This is a genomic window from Caulobacter sp. AVps18 (assembly GCF_058681425.1).
The window spans coordinates 3685555-3703207 of sequence record NZ_CM178737.1 but is presented as its reverse complement, the minus strand read 5'-3'; the positions used below and the strand labels follow the sequence as shown (position 1 = coordinate 3703207).

At 65.1% G+C, this 17653-nt stretch carries 12 protein-coding genes; 3 read left to right on the top strand and 9 right to left on the bottom strand.

Annotation, left to right across the window (positions count from 1 at the left end; genetic code table 11):
* Window positions 1–154: 154 nt before the first annotated feature.
* Together ACW179_RS16865 and ACW179_RS16860 are read right to left on the bottom strand one after the other, a co-directional pair.
* On the bottom strand, window positions 155–1492 hold the full coding sequence (locus ACW179_RS16865; RefSeq protein ID WP_492060618.1) for an oligogalacturonate lyase family protein: 1338 nt from the start codon (window positions 1490–1492) through the stop codon (window positions 155–157).
* Complete coding sequence (locus ACW179_RS16860; protein ID WP_492060617.1) at window positions 1489–3456, bottom strand: rhamnogalacturonan lyase; 1968 nt, start codon at window positions 3454–3456, stop codon at window positions 1489–1491. The genes ACW179_RS16865 and ACW179_RS16860 overlap by 4 nt, the downstream gene beginning before the upstream one ends.
* A 325-nt stretch (window positions 3457–3781) precedes the next feature.
* On the opposite strand from ACW179_RS16860, the gene ACW179_RS16855 reads away from it, so the two are divergent.
* Window positions 3782–7045, top strand: coding sequence for a TonB-dependent receptor (locus tag ACW179_RS16855; protein ID WP_492064342.1), 3264 nt, complete (start codon window positions 3782–3784; stop codon window positions 7043–7045).
* 259 nt (window positions 7046–7304) lie between these two features.
* Here the strand turns inward: ACW179_RS16855 and ACW179_RS16850 are convergent, their stop codons facing one another.
* On the bottom strand, window positions 7305–8834 hold the full coding sequence (locus tag ACW179_RS16850; protein ID WP_492060616.1) for an N-acyl-D-amino-acid deacylase family protein: 1530 nt from the start codon (window positions 8832–8834) through the stop codon (window positions 7305–7307).
* Window positions 8835–9001: 167 nt separating this feature from the next.
* Here ACW179_RS16850 and ACW179_RS16845 point away from each other — a divergent pair, with 167 nt between their 5' ends.
* Entirely contained in the window at window positions 9002–9517 is a 516-nt protein-coding gene (locus ACW179_RS16845) for an Lrp/AsnC family transcriptional regulator (RefSeq protein ID WP_492060615.1), read from the top strand.
* On the opposite strand, the gene ACW179_RS16840 is transcribed toward ACW179_RS16845, so the two are convergent.
* From ACW179_RS16840 to ACW179_RS16815, 6 genes are all read right to left on the bottom strand, one after another.
* Window positions 9514–10500: a dipeptide epimerase gene (locus ACW179_RS16840; protein WP_492060614.1), complete on the bottom strand. Its 987-nt coding sequence runs from the start codon at window positions 10498–10500 to the stop codon at window positions 9514–9516. The two genes, ACW179_RS16845 and ACW179_RS16840, sit on opposite strands and share 4 nt — an antisense overlap.
* Window positions 10500–11525 carry an N-acetyltransferase DgcN family protein gene (locus ACW179_RS16835; RefSeq protein ID WP_492060613.1) on the bottom strand — a complete coding sequence of 342 codons (1026 nt, stop codon included), beginning with the start codon at window positions 11523–11525 and terminating at the stop codon, window positions 10500–10502. Before ACW179_RS16835 ends, ACW179_RS16840 begins: the two co-directional genes overlap by 1 nt.
* Before the next feature lie 42 nt (window positions 11526–11567).
* Complete coding sequence (locus tag ACW179_RS16830) at window positions 11568–11900, bottom strand: Lrp/AsnC family transcriptional regulator (RefSeq protein ID WP_492060612.1); 333 nt, start codon at window positions 11898–11900, stop codon at window positions 11568–11570.
* Window positions 11901–12001: 101 nt separating this feature from the next.
* Window positions 12002–12448, bottom strand: a complete 447-nt coding sequence (locus tag ACW179_RS16825) for an Lrp/AsnC family transcriptional regulator (protein ID WP_492060611.1) — start codon at window positions 12446–12448, stop codon at window positions 12002–12004.
* Between the two features lie 34 nt (window positions 12449–12482).
* Window positions 12483–13496, bottom strand: coding sequence for an isoaspartyl peptidase/L-asparaginase family protein (locus tag ACW179_RS16820; protein WP_492060610.1), 1014 nt, complete (start codon window positions 13494–13496; stop codon window positions 12483–12485).
* Window positions 13497–13513: 17 nt separating this feature from the next.
* Window positions 13514–14530: a cyanophycinase gene (locus ACW179_RS16815; protein WP_492060609.1), complete on the bottom strand. Its 1017-nt coding sequence runs from the start codon at window positions 14528–14530 to the stop codon at window positions 13514–13516.
* Between the two features lie 291 nt (window positions 14531–14821).
* On the opposite strand from ACW179_RS16815, the gene ACW179_RS16810 reads away from it, so the two are divergent.
* Window positions 14822–17632, top strand: coding sequence for a TonB-dependent receptor plug domain-containing protein (locus ACW179_RS16810; RefSeq protein WP_492060608.1), 2811 nt, complete (start codon window positions 14822–14824; stop codon window positions 17630–17632).
* The last annotated feature ends 21 nt before the right edge of the window (window positions 17633–17653 follow it).

Here is a 17653-nt window from a genome sequence, read left to right as displayed (position 1 = left end):
GAGCGGCCCTGGAGTTTCCAGGAGGCCGAACCAAACCTTGTGACCATGAGTCTAGAGCGGGTTGCGATCTGATGGAATCAGATCACCCGCTCTAGTCTTTTGTTTTCACGCGCGTTTCATTCCAAAAACCGGTTCCCGCTTTTCGGAACGCGCTCTAGAGAGCCTTGGCGATCTCCACGGCGTAGACGTGACTGGCACCGTGCATGTTGGACCGAAACACCAGCCACTTGCCGTCCGGCGTGAAGTTGACGTTGGGTTCCAGCCGGTAGTCGTGGCTTGTCATGTTCACCAGACGCTCGGAGTCGAGGGCACCCGGCTTGATGAGCGCCTCGGCGCCCGGGGCATGAATGCCCGCCACGTCTGGAATGGCACGCGGCCTGAGCAAGACGATCCATTTGCCGTCCGGCGCATGCGCGACCATCTCGCTGTCGCCGCCGTCGCCGGCGAACAGGGTTCCGTCCGGAGAGCTGTTGAAATGCACCGACCAGTCGTTGCGCTGAACATGCATCCAGGTGCGCTTGCCGGTGGCGATTTCGTAGCCGGCGACCCAGAAAGACTCGCCGCGCGGGGTTTGCAAGTCGTACCAGACCGTCTTGCCGTCTGCGCTGAACCACTCGTGACCGGCGATTTCCATATTCATGGTGCGGGTGTGGATCTTGACCGGAGCGGGCTGTTCCACGTCCGTGCGCACCAGCCACAGTCGGTCGACCTTGTGCCAGGGTCCTTCGTGACAGAACATCAGCAGGCCCGGATCTGTCGGGGAAAACTGCAGGTGGTTCAGCCAGTCCGTGGCTTGATGCACCACCCGGCGGGTGCCCGTGCGCGTGTCGATCGTGAAGATCTCCATCGGGATGCGGCTTTCCAGACGCGCATTCAACTGAATCTCCCGGCCCTCGGCGTAGCTCAGGTCTCGTCCGTCGGCGCTTTTCACATGATCCGGATCGCGGGGCAGGGCGTCAGCGAGATTGGGCGGGATCGGGAGGTCCGTGCGCACCGCGACACCGGCCAGCAGGGTTTCATCGGCGTTGATCGTCTGCAGTGCGCCGCGGTCCATCCGGGCCACCTGACGCGTTGCCCGGGTATAGGGATCGACGGCCATGATCGCCTTGGGGCCGTTCTGGTCGGCCGTCAGCGCCTGCTCGTAATAGACCTCGCCGGTCTTTCGCCCGACATAAAGCAACCGGACCTTTCCCTCGACGATCCTGGTCAGGGCGCGGGTCTTCAGATCCATCGCCGTAATGCCGTTGGGCGATGAGAAGACCAGCCGATCGCCCTTCGGTGTGAAGGCGTTGTAGTTGAAGTAGAGGCTGTGGCTTCCGGGCTCGCGCGACAGTCGGACGATGCGGTGCCCGGTGGTCTTGTCGACCCATTCTGTGGGGGGCTCCGCGCCGTTTGCCGGCCCCGTGCTGAGAACATCCTGTGCCCCGGCCCCGCTGGTCGTCAGGGCGGTGACCAGGACGGCCAGCAGCCCCCAGTGACGAAGCCAAATCATCGAGCGGCCTTTCGGGGGGCAACGGCGGCGGGTCGCTGCGTCTTCATGCCGGCTCCGAGGTGGAAGCCGACGTGAGGGGGCTGGTTGTAGGCGGTATTCTGCCAGGCGATCGACACCCGGTACTGCGGGTCATGCATCAGGGTCGTCAGGCGGCGCTCAGTTGGGTAGGGCGTGGCGTAGATGCGGAGTGAGCGATTGTCCTCGGCCCGCCAGATGACCTCTTCGCGCCAGTCTCCCAGGATGTCGGCAGAGAGGGCGGGTGTCGCCTTGGTGCCGTTGTTGCTGGCAACCCCCGCAGCGGTCAGTAGAGGCGTCGCTTGACCGGCACCCCAGTCCCACTTGCTGATCTGATTGCGATCAAGAAGTTCGCGAAGCTCGTCGCCGTCCCACCAGATCGCAAAGTTCGCCTGTCTGGGGCGGGGCACACCCGGGATCAGCTGGCCCTTGGCAGTGTAGAGCCCATTCTGGTTCGTGCCCCAGGCCTCGGCCCCCGGATAGCGGGGATCGATGTCGGCTGCCAGGCCGCGGCCCGTGTCAGTCTCTGTGGGCGTCGTCCAAAGCACCCGTCCGGTACGGGCGTCCAGCATCGCCGCACCGACGCCGCCATTGAGCTTCGGGCTCTCATGAACGCCGAACCTCTCAAGTCCCGGGTGCTTAGGATCAAGGTCGCCAACATGCATGGCGTCACCGTGAAAGAGCCGCGCCGACCACAGGCCCCGGCCATCGTCGTCGACAGCCATCGAGCCGTAGAGGATCTCGTCGCGACCGTCGCCGTCGACGTCGGCGACGCTGAGTTGGTGATTGCCCTGTCCGGCGAACAGCGCATCGCCCGGCCGGCTGCTGTCAAAAAGCCACCTCTGGCTCAGTGTGCCGTTTCGATAGTCCCATGCGGCGACCGTCGATCGGGCGTAGTAGCCTCGCCCCATGATGATGCTGGGTCGCTGGCCGTCCAGATAGGCGGTGCCCGCCAGGAAGCGGTCAGACCGGTTGCCATAGCCATCACCCCAGGTCTCGCTCATCTGGGCGGTGGTCGGCGCGTCGGTCTGTGGGTCTCTCGACGGCGCGAAGGGGGCGCTTGCAAGCGCCTTTCCCGTTCGCCCGTCAAAGACGGTCAGAAACTCCGGTCCGCTCAGGATCCGGCCCTGGACGCGCGCGACCCTGGAACCGTCGGGCTTGACCTCTGCGCCGGTGCGGTCAGCCTGGGGGCGTTCGCCTTCAGACTCGCGCCAGTCCGCCTTTGGATCGCCCAGGACGGCACCGGTTCCGTCCACCGTCCCGTCACTCGTACGGACGGCGACCTCGGCATAGCCGTCGCCGTCATAGTCATAGACCTGAAACTGGGTGTAGTGGGCGCCGGCCCGAATGTTTGGCCCGAGGCCTATGCGCCACAGGCGCCGGCCATCCAGATTGTAAGCGTCAAGAAAGACCTCTCCGGCGTATCCGCCGAAGGCATTGTCCTTGGAATTGGTCGGATCCCATTTGAGAACGATCTCATAGCGTCCGTCGCCGTCCAGATCGCCGACGCTCGCATCATTGGCGCTGTAGCTGTAGTTTTCACCCGTCGGTGTCTGGCCATCCGGCGGAGGCTGGATCGGCAGACTCAGGTAGCCATCCCGCCAGACCGTCGCAGGCCGGCTGTCGACCAGGGCTTGCCGACCCGCAGCGGGGCGAACGGTGTAGGCGCCTTCGCCCGGCTGAAGATCTACATAGTTGGTGGCCCCCTTCAGGGGCTTGGCGTTCAGCCGCTTGCCGTCTCGATAGACGTCAAAGGCCGCCTTGGCCGGATCGTCGGCCAACAGACGCCAGCTGATCAGCACACCGCCGGTTTTCGCGGGCACGGCCACGACGCCCCTGTCCAGTTGCTCCACCCATTTGGGAGCCGCCGCCGCGCCGGTCCCGACCAAGAGCGCCAGGCAGAGGGCACCTGCAACCGTGTACCGAACTTGAGCGGGGGACTTTGACATTCCAACCGTCCTCTTTGGGGGACTCTCGCGTCCCTCCGGCGAGGCTCCGGGCGGGGTAGCTTGGTCTGGTCTGGGCGGCCCGCGAGCGGGTGCAGCTTGTTAAAGCACGAAACCCTTGCTTTGTCTTCCCATAAAATGTATAGGCATTCCATTATGTGGTATTGGCTGGGATTTACCGGCCGGGGCACGGTCCGAGCAGCCCGCCGTCCAGTCGCGCCCTTCAGCGCGGTAGGGCAGGAAGGGCCGCAGGATGGAAGACCGAGGGGGGCCAAGACGCGGCGAGCCGCAGACGGGTCTTGATAAGGCGATCACGCCATTGACCAGAGTGACCGGCTCGCAACTGTCGGTCGCCCTGATCAACGGCCCAAGGTCGCCCAAAAAAAGCAAGGAGGAAGGGATTCCCATGGCTAAGGTTTTGAAGGGCGGTCGCGCGGAAAGCTTGTTGGCTGGCGCCGCTATCAGTGTTTTGATTGTCGCAGTCGCGCCTGTCTCGGCCTTGGCGCAGTCTGGCGCAGGCAAGACTGCGGACACGCCGGCCAGCGCTGAGAACAGTGTCGATGCCGTCGTCGTCGTCGGTACGCGCGCCTCGCAGCAGAACTCCATTGCGCGCAAGCGCAACGCGGCGACGGTCTCGGACTCGATTGTCGCTGAGGATATCGGCGAATTCCCCGACAAGAACGCCGGTGAGGCTCTTTCACGCATTACCGGCGTCCAGCTGACGCGCGATTTCGGTGAAGGCACCCAGGTGTCGATCCGTGGCGTCGAGCCCGATTTGAACCGCGTCGAGGTCAATGGTCTGACAACGCTCGGAACGCGCGGTGACGGCAACAGCGGTGCGGACTTCCGGGAGTTGCAGACCGAACTGGTCAAGTCCATTGATGTCTTCAAGGGCTCGATGGCGGACCTCACGGAAGGTGGCGTCGGCGGCACTGTATCGATCACGACGCGCCGCCCGCTCGACTTCAAGCGCCCGACAGCATCGGGCACGCTGTCCTGGCAGAAACTCTCCACCTCGCAACGCGACTGGACGCCGCGCGGCAATCTCCTTCTGGCTGACAAGTTCTTTGACGACCGGTTGGGCCTGATGGCCAATCTAACCTATGACAAGAACCAGACGCGCAATGACTATGCGCGCAACACCTCGTGGACCTTCCTGCGTGACTGGGACAACTCGGCTGAGAAGACCATCACCAGCCTGAACTCGGCCGCTGCGGCGATCGGCGACAAGGCGAGCTGCTCGACCCTGACTGGCACGAATCTAACGGACTGCCTCAGCCAGTGGAATGACTACGCGCCGCAGATCGCCCGCTATGGCATCTGGACCCGGGACAACAAGCGCTACTCGGGCGAACTGACCGCCCAGTATCGCGTGACGGACCATTTCGATGTCTGGGCGTCTGTCCAGCAGAACAAACAGTCGCAGAACCTGAACGACCGCAACTTCGGCACCGACCTGACCGCAGTGACGCGCCTGGCTACATCAGGTGCGGCGCCTGTATATAACGCGACGACCGGCGTGCGTACGGGCGGGGCCTGTACGCCCGTTTCGACCACGGCCACGCCGGCCGGCATGGTGATCAACAACCACGTTGTAACCGAATACACAGTCGGCAACTGCTTGAACGTGGCGGGGCAGGGTGGTCAGGGTGCCTTTACGACGTCCGCCCGTGACTTCACGCTCGATATCGACAGTCAATACGTGTCCACGGGTTTCAACTATCGGGGCGAGCGCCTGGATATTGAGTTCCTGGCGGCGGATTCAAAGTCCAAATACTGGTCGGAAAGCAACAACGTCATTCTCACCCAGAATGCGCCTGGCCTGACCGTGAAACTGGATAGCAAGGGCGTCCCCCGGTTCACCTTCCCGGCAGGATTTGATCCCTCCGCGATCAGCTCCTATGTCGGCGTGACGCTGCAATATCGGCCTAGCGAGAATGACATCGAGGAGAGCCAGTACAAGTTTGACGCCACCTACAAGCTGAACTGGGGTCCGATCACGGACATCAAGGGTGGCGTTCAGAAACGCGCCTACAGTTCACTGCTCTACGGCGGCGGCGGCCGGATCATCAGCACCGGGTCCAACCTGACATCGGCTGTCGATGACATCACCATCCTGACGGCCAACATCAACCAGGCCGTTACCTTCGATCCCCTGCGCCCGGCCGGGCTGACGGTGCCTACGACGCCTGTGACCCAGACGGCGATCAACATCGACAGTTTCAATGCCGAAGCGACGCGTGCGCAGCTGGATGCGATCTTGCAGGCCGGCATGGGCAGCAGCCCGGGGACCTTCTTCAGCGGCTACCCGGACATTGACGCCATCCAGTCGGGCTGGATGTCGCCGGTGTATGCCAAGATCGCGCCGTTCTTCGATACCTCCAACTTCAATCACGACAATCTGCGCAAGGCCGTTGGGTCCGACGGGCAGGTCTATGATCAGACGCCGACGCACATCGTCGATCAGACGATTGAGGCGGCCTATGGCAAGATCAGCTTCGCTCAGCAGCTATTTGGCCTGGATTTCTCTGGCAATGCGGGCCTCCGGGTTGCCACCACGGAGACCAAAGCTACCGGCTCAATTCAGTTGCAGGAGCGGATGCCTACGGTCTGCGCCGGCGTTCTTGCCGCCGGGGTCACGCGAGCCCAGTGCATCACCGCCAACGCCAATGCGGCCCACAGCAATGTCGTGCAGTCGAACTCGATTACCACGATGGACAGCAAGTACACCGACGTTCTGCCCAGCGTGAACATCGCGTTCTATGCCTTGTCGGACAAGCTGATCACCCGCTTTGGCTGGGCCAAGGTTATGGCCCGCCCGCGCCCGTCTGACCTCGCGCCGAACGTCAGCTGTATCATCGGTTCGGGAAGTCGGGGTCTGGCCAGTGGTGCCACGCCGGAAGAGGATGATTGCACGGCCGGCAATCCCGACCTTGAGCCCTATCGCGCTCGCCAGACCGACCTGAGCTTTGAGTACTATCCGAACAAGGACACCCAGTTCAGCGTCGCGCTGTTCCGTAAGGACATCGACACCTTTATCGTCGATGCCCAGGTTGTGACGAAAGAGTTGTTTGGCGATGGCGTGCTTTATGACGTTCGTCAAAAGATCAATGGCCGCGGCGCCGTCACCAAGGGTGTCGAAGTCGGGGCAAGGTCAGCGTTTACCTTTTTGCCAGGTGTGTTTAGCGGCCTTGGCGGTGAGGTGAACTATACCTACACGACGGCTGACAACTTGACCTTGACGAGCGCTCTGGATGGCACGCTTCTGCCATTCCCGGGATTGTCGGAAAACAGCTATAACGTGAACCTCTGGTACAATAGAGGGCCGTACAACGCCCGTATCGCTTACAACTATCGCGACCCCTACTATACGGGTTCGTCGGATGTTTCGCGAAATCCGGTGTTCCGTGAAGCCACTGGCTATCTGGACGCGCGCGTCCAGTACAAGGTGAACGATCACGCGACCTTCTTCGCGGAGGCCAAAAATATCACCAAGCAGGCGGAGCGGGCTTACGGCGGCGATGTTGCTCGTTTGACGGAGCTTGCCTGGCCCGGCCAACGCTTCTTCTTTGGAGTGACGTTGCGCAACTAACATGTCTGGCGAGGGTGCGGAATCGACGCGCCCTCGCCGACCCCTGCTTCCAGCAGGCAATGGGCGTCGTCAAAAGTTTAGGCACGGCGGGGCGTCTCGCCACCACTTTAGGCCGCAGCGCCACCTCACCAGCCGTGAAGCCGACAAGACGCACCGGTCGGCTGCTCTGGCTGTGTGGCAATCCTTCCTGGCCTGAGGCCCGGCCGTTTCTGCTCGAACTGCGCCCGGTCGAGACAAGTTGGGTTAGACTTCAAGCCCCCTAGAGAGACCCGGCCCTGCGAATGGTCGCTCCGGGCCGTGCGCCCGTGGCACCGCCATTCGCCAGCACCACAACGCCGTTGACCCAGACCTTCGCGACTCCTGTCGCCAGGGCGTTGGGATGAACGATGTCGGATCGATCGGCTATGGTCGCCGGATCCAGCAGCACCAGGTCGGCAAAGGCACCCGGGGCGATGGTTCCGCGTCCGGCGATGCCGAGTTGGGCCGCTGTCTGGCCGGTCATCTTGTGGATGGCCTGCTCCAGGGAGAGCGTCCTTTTCTCGCGCACATAGACCCGCAGGATCCTGGCGAAGGCTCCGAAGCCGCGCGGGTGCAGCCCGTGGGTCATGCCGTCCGAGCAGATCACCGAGTGATCCCATTTGATGAAGGCGTCGATGTCGGCGCCGGTCATGGCCGTGCCGATCACCGCGTCGACCCGATCAACCTCGGGATGGGCCAGATGATAGGCTTCCGACTGCCGGGTCAGGGCCAGATAGGTCTCGGCCGGATCGGCACCGCGCTCGGCGGCGATGTCGGCGATGGTCTTGCCGACCAACGACGGATCGGGCGCGAACACCGCCAGGCGCATGCCCTCGGGCGTGGTCAGCTTGGTCAGGGCGAATCTGGCGGCGGCCAGGTCGTTGAAATTGCGCTCCGGCAGCAGCACCGCCAGATTGCTCTGCCAGTATTCGTAGGGATAGACGTCGGCGGTGATGTCCACGCCCTGGGCGCGGGCGGCGTCCAGCTTGGCCAGAATCTGCGGCGCCTGCCCCCAGCGGTCAACGATGGCGATCTTCAGGTGCGAGATCTGAACCGGCAGCTTGGCCTCGCGGCCGATGGCGATGATCTCATCGATCGCCGCATCCAGCTTCACGTCCTCGCTGCGCAGGTGGCTGATATAGCGGCCATGGCCGGCGGCGGCGGTCTTGGCCAGGGCCATGACCTCGGCCGGGGTCGAGAAGATGCCGGGGTCATACTCCAAACCCGTCGACAGGCCCAGCGAGCCGGCCTGCAGATCCGCTGCGAGGTCGGCCTGCATGGCGGCGATCTCGGTAGGCGTGGCGGCGCGCTTGTAGTCCGCCCCCATGGCCCGCTCGCGCAAGGAGCCGTGGCCGGTATAGGAGGCGACATTGATGGCCAGCGGCGCCTTTTCCAGACCGGCGAAATAGGCCTTCAGCGGAAACGACGACTCGCCGTCCTGGCCCGCCACGATGGTGGTGATGCCCTGGGCGGTGACGGCGATCATGTCGGGCGTCTGATCGGCCTGACGGTCGTGATGGCTGTGGGCGTCGATGAAGCCCGGCGCCAGGACCAGGCCCTTGGCGTCCACCACCGTATCGCCGGGCGTCTTCTTCAGCTTGCCGACGGCCACGATGCGGTCGCCGTCCACCCGGACGCTGACCGCCCGCGCCGGGGCACCCGTGCCGTCCACCACGCGGGCACCGACGATCAGGGTTGAGGCCAGGGCGGAAGAGGCCATCAAAAGGGACAGGCCAAGGCCGATGGCGAGGCGGGGGAGGGTGCGCGTCATGTCGGGACCTTGCAGAATACGGGGGCAAGCATAGCGCGCCCTCGCGAGGGTTTTCGTTGTTTCGCGCGGCCTCGGCGGCAGGATCGCGGGCACGCCGCCGTGATCACGACCTTACCCCGCGCCCGGTTTGCGCTAAGCAGGGGTGCCACATCAGCAAGGATTTCGGGATGACGGGCAACGACCCCCGCAAGGACATCGACCGCATCGACCTCAAGATACTGGCCCTGCTGCATAGGCAGGGGCGGGTGACCAAGGCGGCGATGGGCGAGGCGGTCGGCCTGTCGGCCTCGCGCTGCTGGGAGCGGATGAAGAAGCTGGAAAAGGCCAAGATTATCCGGGGCTATCACGCCGAGGTCGACCTGGGTCGGCTGGCCAAGCTCTCGACCTTCGTCGTGCAGATCAAGCTGACCGACTATTCCTACGCCAAGGCCAAGACCTTCGAGACGGGTATCTCGGCCGATCCCAACATCGTGTCCTGCCAGGCCGTTCTGGGCGAGGTGGACTATCTGATCACCGTCGCTGCCTTCAGTATCGAGCACTATCAGACGGTCATGGAGCGGCTGCTGGGCACCCTGAACGTGCCGTTCGACTATGTGACCTTCCCGGTGACCAAGACGCTGAAAGGCGAGGCGGGCCTGGACCTGGCGCGGCTGCTGGCCACCGCCGAAGACATCGACGACTAGCCCCATAGCGCAGGCGAAGGCGGGCGCAGGACCCCGTCGCGATAGCCAAAGCCGTGGTCGATATCGCGCACCAGCTGGATCGGGCAATCCAGGTCGACGATCTCGCAGGCCTGGGCCACCAGCAGGCCCGGCGCAATGCCCAGCGAGGTGCCCTCCATGCAGCCGATCATCAGCCGCAGGCCGCGCGCCCGGGCGGCGTCCATCAGGGCCAGGGCCTCGGTCAGGCCGCCGCACTTGTCCAGCTTGATGTTGCAGAAGGCGTAGCGCCCGACGACCTTGTCGAGGTCGGCGCGGTCGTCGAAGGATTCGTCGGCGCACAGCGGCACCGCGCCGGTATAGCCCAGCAGGGCGTCGTCCTGTCCGACCGGCAGGGGCTGCTCCACCAGTTCGACCCCCAGAGCCGCAAGGCTGGGCGCATAGGCGTTCAACTGCTCCAGGGTCCAGCCCTGGTTGGCGTCGGCGATCAGGCGGGCTCGCGGTGCCGCCGCGCGGATCGCTTCCAGCCGGGCCAGGTCCTGACTATCGCCCAGCTTGACCTTCAGGCAGGGGAAGTCGGGCGCCCAGCGCGCGGCCTTGGCGGCCATGGCGGCGGGTGTGTCCATGCCCAGGGTGACGAAAGTCTCGATCGGGCGCAGCGGGGCCAGACCCGCCCGGACAGCGACCGGAACGCCGGTCAGCTTGGCCTCGAGGTCCCACAGCGCGCAATCGACGGCGTTGCGCGCGCCGCCGCGCGGCAGGCGGGCGGCGATGCACGTGCGGTCAAGAAGCGTGCCTGCTGCAAGCTCGACCGCCAGGGCCTGCACCTGCACCAGCATGGTCTCTGGCGTATCGCCCAGATAGTCCACACCCGCGGCCTCGCCCCGTCCGATCGCGCCGCGCGCCGCGATCTCGACATGAAGCACATTGGCCTCCGTGTAGACGTGGCGGGCGATGACGAAGGGCTCGGTCAGGGCGTGCGCCTCGACCCGCGCGGTCAGTCGCATCAGGCTGCGTCCGAGCGCGCTTCCGCCGCCAGCAGGCCATCGACGATGGCCGCCACGCCGGTTCGCACCGGATCGCAGCATGGCAGACCCAGGGCGGCCTCGGTCTCGCGCAGATAGTCCGCCGCCGCCTGCGGCGTCAGACGCGAGGTATTGATACAGATCCCGCCCATGCGGACGCCCGGATTGGTCAGGGCGGCCAGGCGCAGGTTCAGGGCGATAGCCTCGGCCAGGGACGGGGTGGGGAAGGTTTCCAGGCCGTCGATCGCAGTGCGCGTGGCGTCGTGACACAGCACCAGCACATCCGGCTGGCTGCCGTGCAGCAGGCCCAGCGTCACACCGGCATAGGCCGGATGGAACAGCGAGCCCTGGCCCTCGATCACGTCCCAGTGGTCGGGCGCAGCATCGGGACTCAGCCGCTCGGCCGCGCCGGCTACGAAGTCCGAAACGATGGCGTCGATCGGTGCGCCCGATCCTGCGATGAAGATGCCGGTCTGGCCGGTGGCCCGGAAGTCGGCGTCAGCGCCGCGCGCTTTGAGCTCCCGGGTGATGGTCAGGGCGGCGTACATCTTGCCCACGGCGCAGTCGGTGCCGACGGTCAACAGGCGCAGGCCGGAGCGCTTGTCGCCGGTTCCCACCACGCTGAAGGCCGGAGAGGGCTGGCGAGCCTCGAACAGGCGGCGGCCCAGCCTTTTGGCCGTTTCGGCCACCTCCGGCAGGTCGGCCATGCGGGTGTGCAGGCCCGAGACGAGGTCCAGGCCCGCCTCCAGAGCCTCGATCAGCACGGCTTCCCAGTGGGGCGGGATATAGCCGCCGGCATTGGCTACGCCGATCAGCAGGCAGCGGGCGCCTGCATCCCTGGCGGCCTGTGGCGTCATGTCGGGCAAGCCCAGATCGGCCTCGCAGCCGGGCAGGCGAAGCTGCGCCATGCAGGCGTCAGGCCGCCAGTGCGCGACGCCAGAGGCGGTCTTGGCGCTGACCCGGTCCACGTCTCCGAGGAACATCAGGCAGGGATAGGGCAGGTCCACGACAGTACCTCGTAACAGATGTCGGCAATGGGGTTGCAGGGCTTAGTCGGCGCAGCTCGGACTGGCCGCGCGGGCGTTCCACGAGCGGGGCAGAACCACTGAAGCCAGGGCGTGGCGCACTCCGGCCAGGGCGTGGATCCTGTCCACCGTCCGTTCCAGATCCTCGGCCCGTCCGGCCTCGACGACGGCGACCATGTCGTATTCCCCGGTGATCTGGTGGAGCGCGGTCAGTTCGGCCATGTCGGCCAGACGCGCCCCGACCTGGTCGGCGTCTCGCGGCGCGACCTGGATCATCACATGGGCCCGCAGGGCGATGTCCCCGCGATCGGCGGCGACGCCCAGAAACCCCGGAGCTGCGATCTGGACGGCGATCAAGGCTGAACTCCCTTACTCGAAGCAGAGAGTTTAGGTTGGGTCGGGCCTCGAAAAACGCCGTGTTTGGGCCAGTCGGCGAGAGAAACGCTCGCGCTGATCCCTCAGCGCAGGATCTTCGTCGCCAGCAGGATCGAGGACGTCGTGCGTTCCACGCCGTCCAGCGCGCCGATGCGGTCGATCAGGTCGTTGAGCTCGGAGACGGTCTCGGCCTCGATCAGGGCGATCAGGTCATATTCGCCGCTGATGGCGTGCAGGGCTGACAGCTCGGCGATGGCCGCCAGCTCCTCCTCCGTGGTCTTGGCCAGTTTCAGCTGGACCTTGATCATCACCTGGGCGCGGATCAGCCGGCGATCATAGTCGCTGCCCAGGCGCACGGTGTACCCCTGGATGACGCCGTCCTGCTCAAGGCGACTGAGCCGGGCATAGACATTGGCTCGCGACAGCCCCAGATCCGCCGCCAGCTTGGTGACCGGCTGACGCGAATCCTCGCGCAGCATGGCCAGCAACTGCCGGTCGATGTCGGCGAGGTTCTGGTCGTCCGACTTCATCGGTCCCTCCCTGGGTCCGTCACGATCATCGGCTTCATTTCGGCGAGGGCTCATTGGTGTAGATCGCCGTGCGCGGCGTCGGCAGGGCCGACGAGATGGCCCCGCGATACATGCCCAGGTCATTCATGCCGAACGCCGCTCGACCCTGGCCGTCCATGGCGATCAGCCCGCCGTCGCCACCGATCTTCGTGATCGCGGCCATGGTCTGGTCGGCCGCCACCTGCACGTCTTCGCCCTTCCAGGCGATGCGGTCGCAGACCTGGCGAGCGGCGGTCTCGCGAATGAAGTACTCGCCCGAGCCGGTGGCCGACACCGCGCAGACGCCGTCGCGCGCATAGGTGCCTGCGCCGATGATCGGTGTGTCGCCGACCCGCGCCCAGCGCTTGCCGGTCATGCCGCCGGTCGAGGTCGCGGCCGCAATATGGCCCGACTGATCCAGCGCCACGGCACCGACCGTGCCGAACAGGTGGGTGGGGTCGAGCACGGCGTGATGATCCTTGCGCCAGGTCTCCAGCTGCTTCCAGCGCTCCTCGGTGCGGAAATAGCCGGGATCGACCTGCTCCAGACCCTGCTCTTTGGAGAACTGGTCGGCGCCTTCACGCGTCAGCATGACATGCGGCGACTTCTCCATCACCGCGCGGGCCAGGCTGATCGGGTTCTTTGTGCGCGTGACGCCGGCCACGGCTCCGGCCTTGAGGGTGGCACCATCCATGATCGAGGCGTCCAGCTCGTTCTTGCCCTCGGCGGTGAAGACCGCGCCCTTGCCGGCGTTGAACAGCGGATTGTCCTCCAGCGTCCGCACCACCGTCTCGACCGCGTCGAGGCTGGAGCCGCCGGCCTTCAACACCTTGGCCCCGGCTTCCAGCGCGGCGTCCAGACCGGCGCGATAGGCCTTTTCCTTTTCCGGCGTCATGGCGCTGCGGTCCAGGACACCTGATCCGCCGTGAATGGCCAGGGACCATTTGGCCTCAGCTGCCATTGCGGGCGCCGAAGCGGCGCACAGGGCCAGGATCGAAAGGCCGAGCGTGCGGATCTTGGAAAGCGTCATCAGGGTTCTCTTGGTCACTAGCGGTCGCTGCGGATCAACACGCCGTCCTTGACCTGGGCGGTCAAGGTGAAGGCCGGTTTGGTCACCTGAAAAGTCTTGAAGTCCAGGGTGCTGTCAGGACCCACGCCGACGATGGGGAAGGGCGCATAGGTCAGGGGCTGGCCGGCGATGATCGTTGCGGGCCTGGCCATCGGCCGCACCAGCCAGGCGGCGCCGGGGCCGTAGAAGCGACCGATGCCCTGGCCGTCGATCAGCAGGGCGGCACCCTCGTCGATACCCAGGCCGGTGATCGCCGGGTCGTTCTCTTCCTGGATCAGGCGGCCAACGAAGGCCACCAGCCGACCCTGGCGGTCGCGCTTGTCGAAGTGGCTGTCGGTGATGACCTTGGACAGAAAGGGCAGATGCAGGAAGTCGCGCACCAGGGTGACGCCGGCGGCCGTCGGGTTCTTCAACGCCTCGGGCGAGGTCATGCTGATCGAGTCGAGGCAGCCATAGGAGTAGCCGCCCAGAATGGCGAGACCGGCGCTGGTGCCGCCGATCGGCTTGCCGGCCTTGACGTGGGCGTCCAGCGCCCTGTTCAGGGCCGTACCCTTCCAGGCGCGGATATAGTTGCTCTGGTCGCCGCCTCCGAAAAAGATTCCGTCGGCGCGGGCGATGATGGCCAGCAGCTTGGGATCCTCGCCGGCGTCCTCGTTCTGGATCACCAGCGTCTCGACCGAGGCGACGCCGCCGACGTCCTTGTAGATCTCGTCCTGCAGTTCGCGACCGCCCCTGGCCCGCAGCACCACGATGTGGCCGCCGCCCGACTGCTTGACGAACTGGCGGAAGGCGTCAAGCGGCCAGTCGCCGCCGCCCATCAGGGCCAGCAGTGGCCCGGTCTTGCCCGGCGTCGGCGCGGAGATGTCGCCGATCATATAGTACTCATAGCCGGGTCCGACGGCGTCGGGTCCCTTGGCGGGCGCATCGGCCGCGCGCGCGGCCAAGGGCAGGAGGAGGGTCGCCGCCATGGCCACCGCCGAAAATCTTGCCAGCATTCTCTTCCCGTTCCTCGCCTGAAGCGACCCTGCGCGTGCGTCCTGCGCCGGGTCCAGGGTTTAACCTCGCGCCAGACCGTCGTCTGACGATTTTCCTGACCTGACGCCGCAGTTCGAGGCGCTGTGCGTTAAAGCTGCACGCGAGACACATTGTGTCCACTAATTCTGACAATTTGATCTTTTCGGCTTTCATTTTGCGCACAATGCAATCCAACATGAGGTCGCCTCGGGGGTGCAACCCGGTGCCAGGCCTGTCCAAGGGAATGGATGCGCCGCTCAGAAGAGGGGATAATGATGAAGATGCATCTGTTGAGGGCCAGCGCTCTGGCCGGCGCGGCGGGCCTGATGATCACGGGCCAGGCGCTCGCCCAGACCGCGCCGCAGGCCGAAGAAAACGCGGTCGAGGCCTTGGTCGTTACCGGCTCGCGCATTCCCCGGATCGCCACCGAGGGGCCGGCCCCGGTGACCGTCATTACCAGCGATGCCATCAAGGCCGCCGGCTTCAACAGCGTGCCGGACGTGTTGCGCAGCCTCACCCAGAACGGCGGCGAGACCCAGACCCAGCAGTCGTCGAGCGGGGCGGACTGGACGCCCGGGGCCCAGCAGGTCGACCTGCGTGGCCTGGGCCCCAACCACACGCTGGTGCTGGTCAATGGCCGTCGCATCGCCGACTTCCCCCTGCCGTTCAACGGCAAGAGCGCCTTTACCGACACATCCTCGATCCCGCTGGGCATGATTGACCGCATTGAGGTGCTCAGCGGCAGCGCCTCGGCCGTCTATGGCTCGGACGCGATCTCGGGCGTGGTGAACTTCAATCTGAAAAAGAAGGCCGACGGCACGATCGTCGACGTCACCTTCGGTGGCCTTGAGCACGGCGGGGCCAGCAGCCAGCGGGTCAACGTCTCAAGCGGCTATTCCAAGGGCGATTTCGACCTGGTGATCGGCGGCGAGTTCGTCAACCAGAAGCCCCTCTGGGCCTATGATCGCGACATTCAGGACAGCACCAAGGACGCCCCCACGGCCCGCGCCCGCATCGCGCGCCGCGACTTCCTGCGCATGGACCCGGATGCCGAGGTCTATCTGGATCCGGGGCGCGCCACCTGCGCCACGCTCAGCAAGCTGAACGGCGGCTCGGTGGAATATGCCAGCCGACCGGGCTGGGGCGACTATGACGCCGACCTGGATGATTACGGCCCTGGCTACTATTGCGGCAGCTACAGCTCGATCGGCTATGGCACCATCATCAGCGAGCGCAAGAGCGCCAATGTCGTGGCCTCGCTGAACTACGCCAAGACCGACACCCTGGCCTTTTTCGCCGATATCTCGGCCGGCTACAGCCGCACCCGCCAGTTCCAGGATGTGCTGGACTGGGAATACCAGGATGCCAACGGCAGCGAAGACGGCATCTTCTACAACCAGTTCGACGGGGCTCTGGATTTCTGGCACCGCAATTTCACGCCCGAAGAAATGGGCGGGCTCAGCAAGGGCTATATCAAGAACGTCTCGAAGACCTTCAGCATCACGCCCGGCATCAAGGGCGCGCTGGGCGGCGGATGGGACTACGAGGCCTTCTACAATTTCAGCCAGTACAAGGCGGCGATCAGCTGGCCCAAGGTGGTGACGTCCAAGGCGACGGCCTTCTTCTTGGGCTCGCAGTTGGGCGTTGATGAAGACAGCGGCTATCCGATCTTCAACGCCGACCCGGCGCGCCTCTACAAGCCCCTGACCGTGGCCGAGTACGACTCGATCACCGCGCGGACCACCTACAAGCCGGTGGCGCGCCAGCAGGGTCTGTCGTTCCAGGTCAACAAGGCCGATCTGTTCACCCTTCCGGCCGGCCCTGTCGGCTTCGCCGCCGTCGCCGAACTGGGCAAGCAGTCCTACAAGCTGGGCCTCGATCCCCTGGCCACCCAGAACTACTATTACGGCCTGCGCGACGCCGATGGCGACGGCTCGCGCAAGCGCTGGGGCGCCGGCTACGAGTTCCGTATCCCGCTGTTCACGGGCATGGAGCTGAGCACGGCCGGCCGCTATGACGGCTACAAGTACGGCGGCAACACGATCGACAAGTTCACCTACAATGGCGGACTTGAGTGGCGGCCGGTCAAGACCCTGCTGCTGCGCGGCGCCTATGGCACCGGCTTCCGGGCTCCCGACCTGCACTATGTGTTCGCCAAGGAAGGCATCAGCCACCCGTCAGGCACGGACTATTTCCGCTGCCGCAGCGAGGAGCCCGACGAGGATATCGGCGACTGCAGCTATGCGGGCGAGGGCCTGGTCAAGGTTCGGCTGGGCAACGCCAAGCTGAAGCCGGAAACCTCCAAGTCGCTGAACTATGGTGCCGTCTGGTCGCCGGTCCGCAACTTCGACATCTCGATCGACTATTTCCGCGTCCAACTGGACAACGCCGTACTCGACATGAGCCTGGACAGCGTGCTGCGCCAGGAAGCCGATTGCCGGCTGGGCAAGACCAGCGCGGGAACGGCGGTCAGCGCGACCTCGCCCACCTGCGTCGATGCCCTGGCGCGCGTCGCCCGCAACGCCCTGACCGCAGCGATCAATCCCGGCGCCATTGCGACGGTGACGATCAATCCGATCAATGTCGCCACCGAAGAGACCAGCGGCGTCGATGTGGCCGCCCACTATCGCTGGCCGACGGAAAGCTTCGGGACGTTCAATTTCGGCCTGACCCACACCTGGGTGCACAAGCACACCAGCCGGCAATATCCGGGCGATCCGATCGAGAACCAGCTGGCCTTTGACAGCGGCTACTACATCCCGCGATCCAAGAGCAGCGGCTCGATCAACTGGACCCTGGATCGCCTGACCCTGGGCGTGCACGGCCAGCGTCTGGACCGTCTGCCCAACTATGCCGAAGAGGGCTGGACGAAGGAAACCTATCTCTACAACGCGACCGTTCAGTACGACCTGAACGACACCACCCGCATCAGCCTGGCGGTCGACAACCTGCTGGACAAGGCACCGCCGCGCGACCCGACCTATTCGGGCTATCCCTACTACGACACCTCGTGGTTCGACTCGACCGGGCGCAGCTACTACCTGCAGCTGACCCACAAGTTTGGCGGGGCGGGCGGTCTGTAGGGCTCTGCGGCGAAGGGACGT

Excerpts from the sequence above, each read along its gene's own strand:
- ACW179_RS16825 (WP_492060611.1), bottom strand. The coding sequence starts at position 12,448 with ATGAAGTCGGACGACCAGAACCTCGCCGACATCGACCGGCAGTTGCTG.
- ACW179_RS16810 (WP_492060608.1), top strand. The coding sequence starts at position 14,822 with ATGATGAAGATGCATCTGTTGAGGGCCAGCGCTCTGGCCGGCGCGGCG.
- ACW179_RS16840 (WP_492060614.1), bottom strand. The coding sequence starts at position 10,500 with ATGCGACTGACCGCGCGGGTCGAGGCGCACGCCCTGACCGAGCCCTTC.
- ACW179_RS16815 (WP_492060609.1), bottom strand. The coding sequence starts at position 14,530 with ATGCTGGCAAGATTTTCGGCGGTGGCCATGGCGGCGACCCTCCTCCTG.
- ACW179_RS16865 (WP_492060618.1), bottom strand. The coding sequence starts at position 1,492 with ATGATTTGGCTTCGTCACTGGGGGCTGCTGGCCGTCCTGGTCACCGCC.
- ACW179_RS16860 (WP_492060617.1), bottom strand. The coding sequence starts at position 3,456 with ATGTCAAAGTCCCCCGCTCAAGTTCGGTACACGGTTGCAGGTGCCCTC.
- ACW179_RS16845 (WP_492060615.1), top strand. The coding sequence starts at position 9,002 with ATGACGGGCAACGACCCCCGCAAGGACATCGACCGCATCGACCTCAAG.
- ACW179_RS16850 (WP_492060616.1), bottom strand. The coding sequence starts at position 8,834 with ATGACGCGCACCCTCCCCCGCCTCGCCATCGGCCTTGGCCTGTCCCTT.
- ACW179_RS16820 (WP_492060610.1), bottom strand. The coding sequence starts at position 13,496 with ATGACGCTTTCCAAGATCCGCACGCTCGGCCTTTCGATCCTGGCCCTG.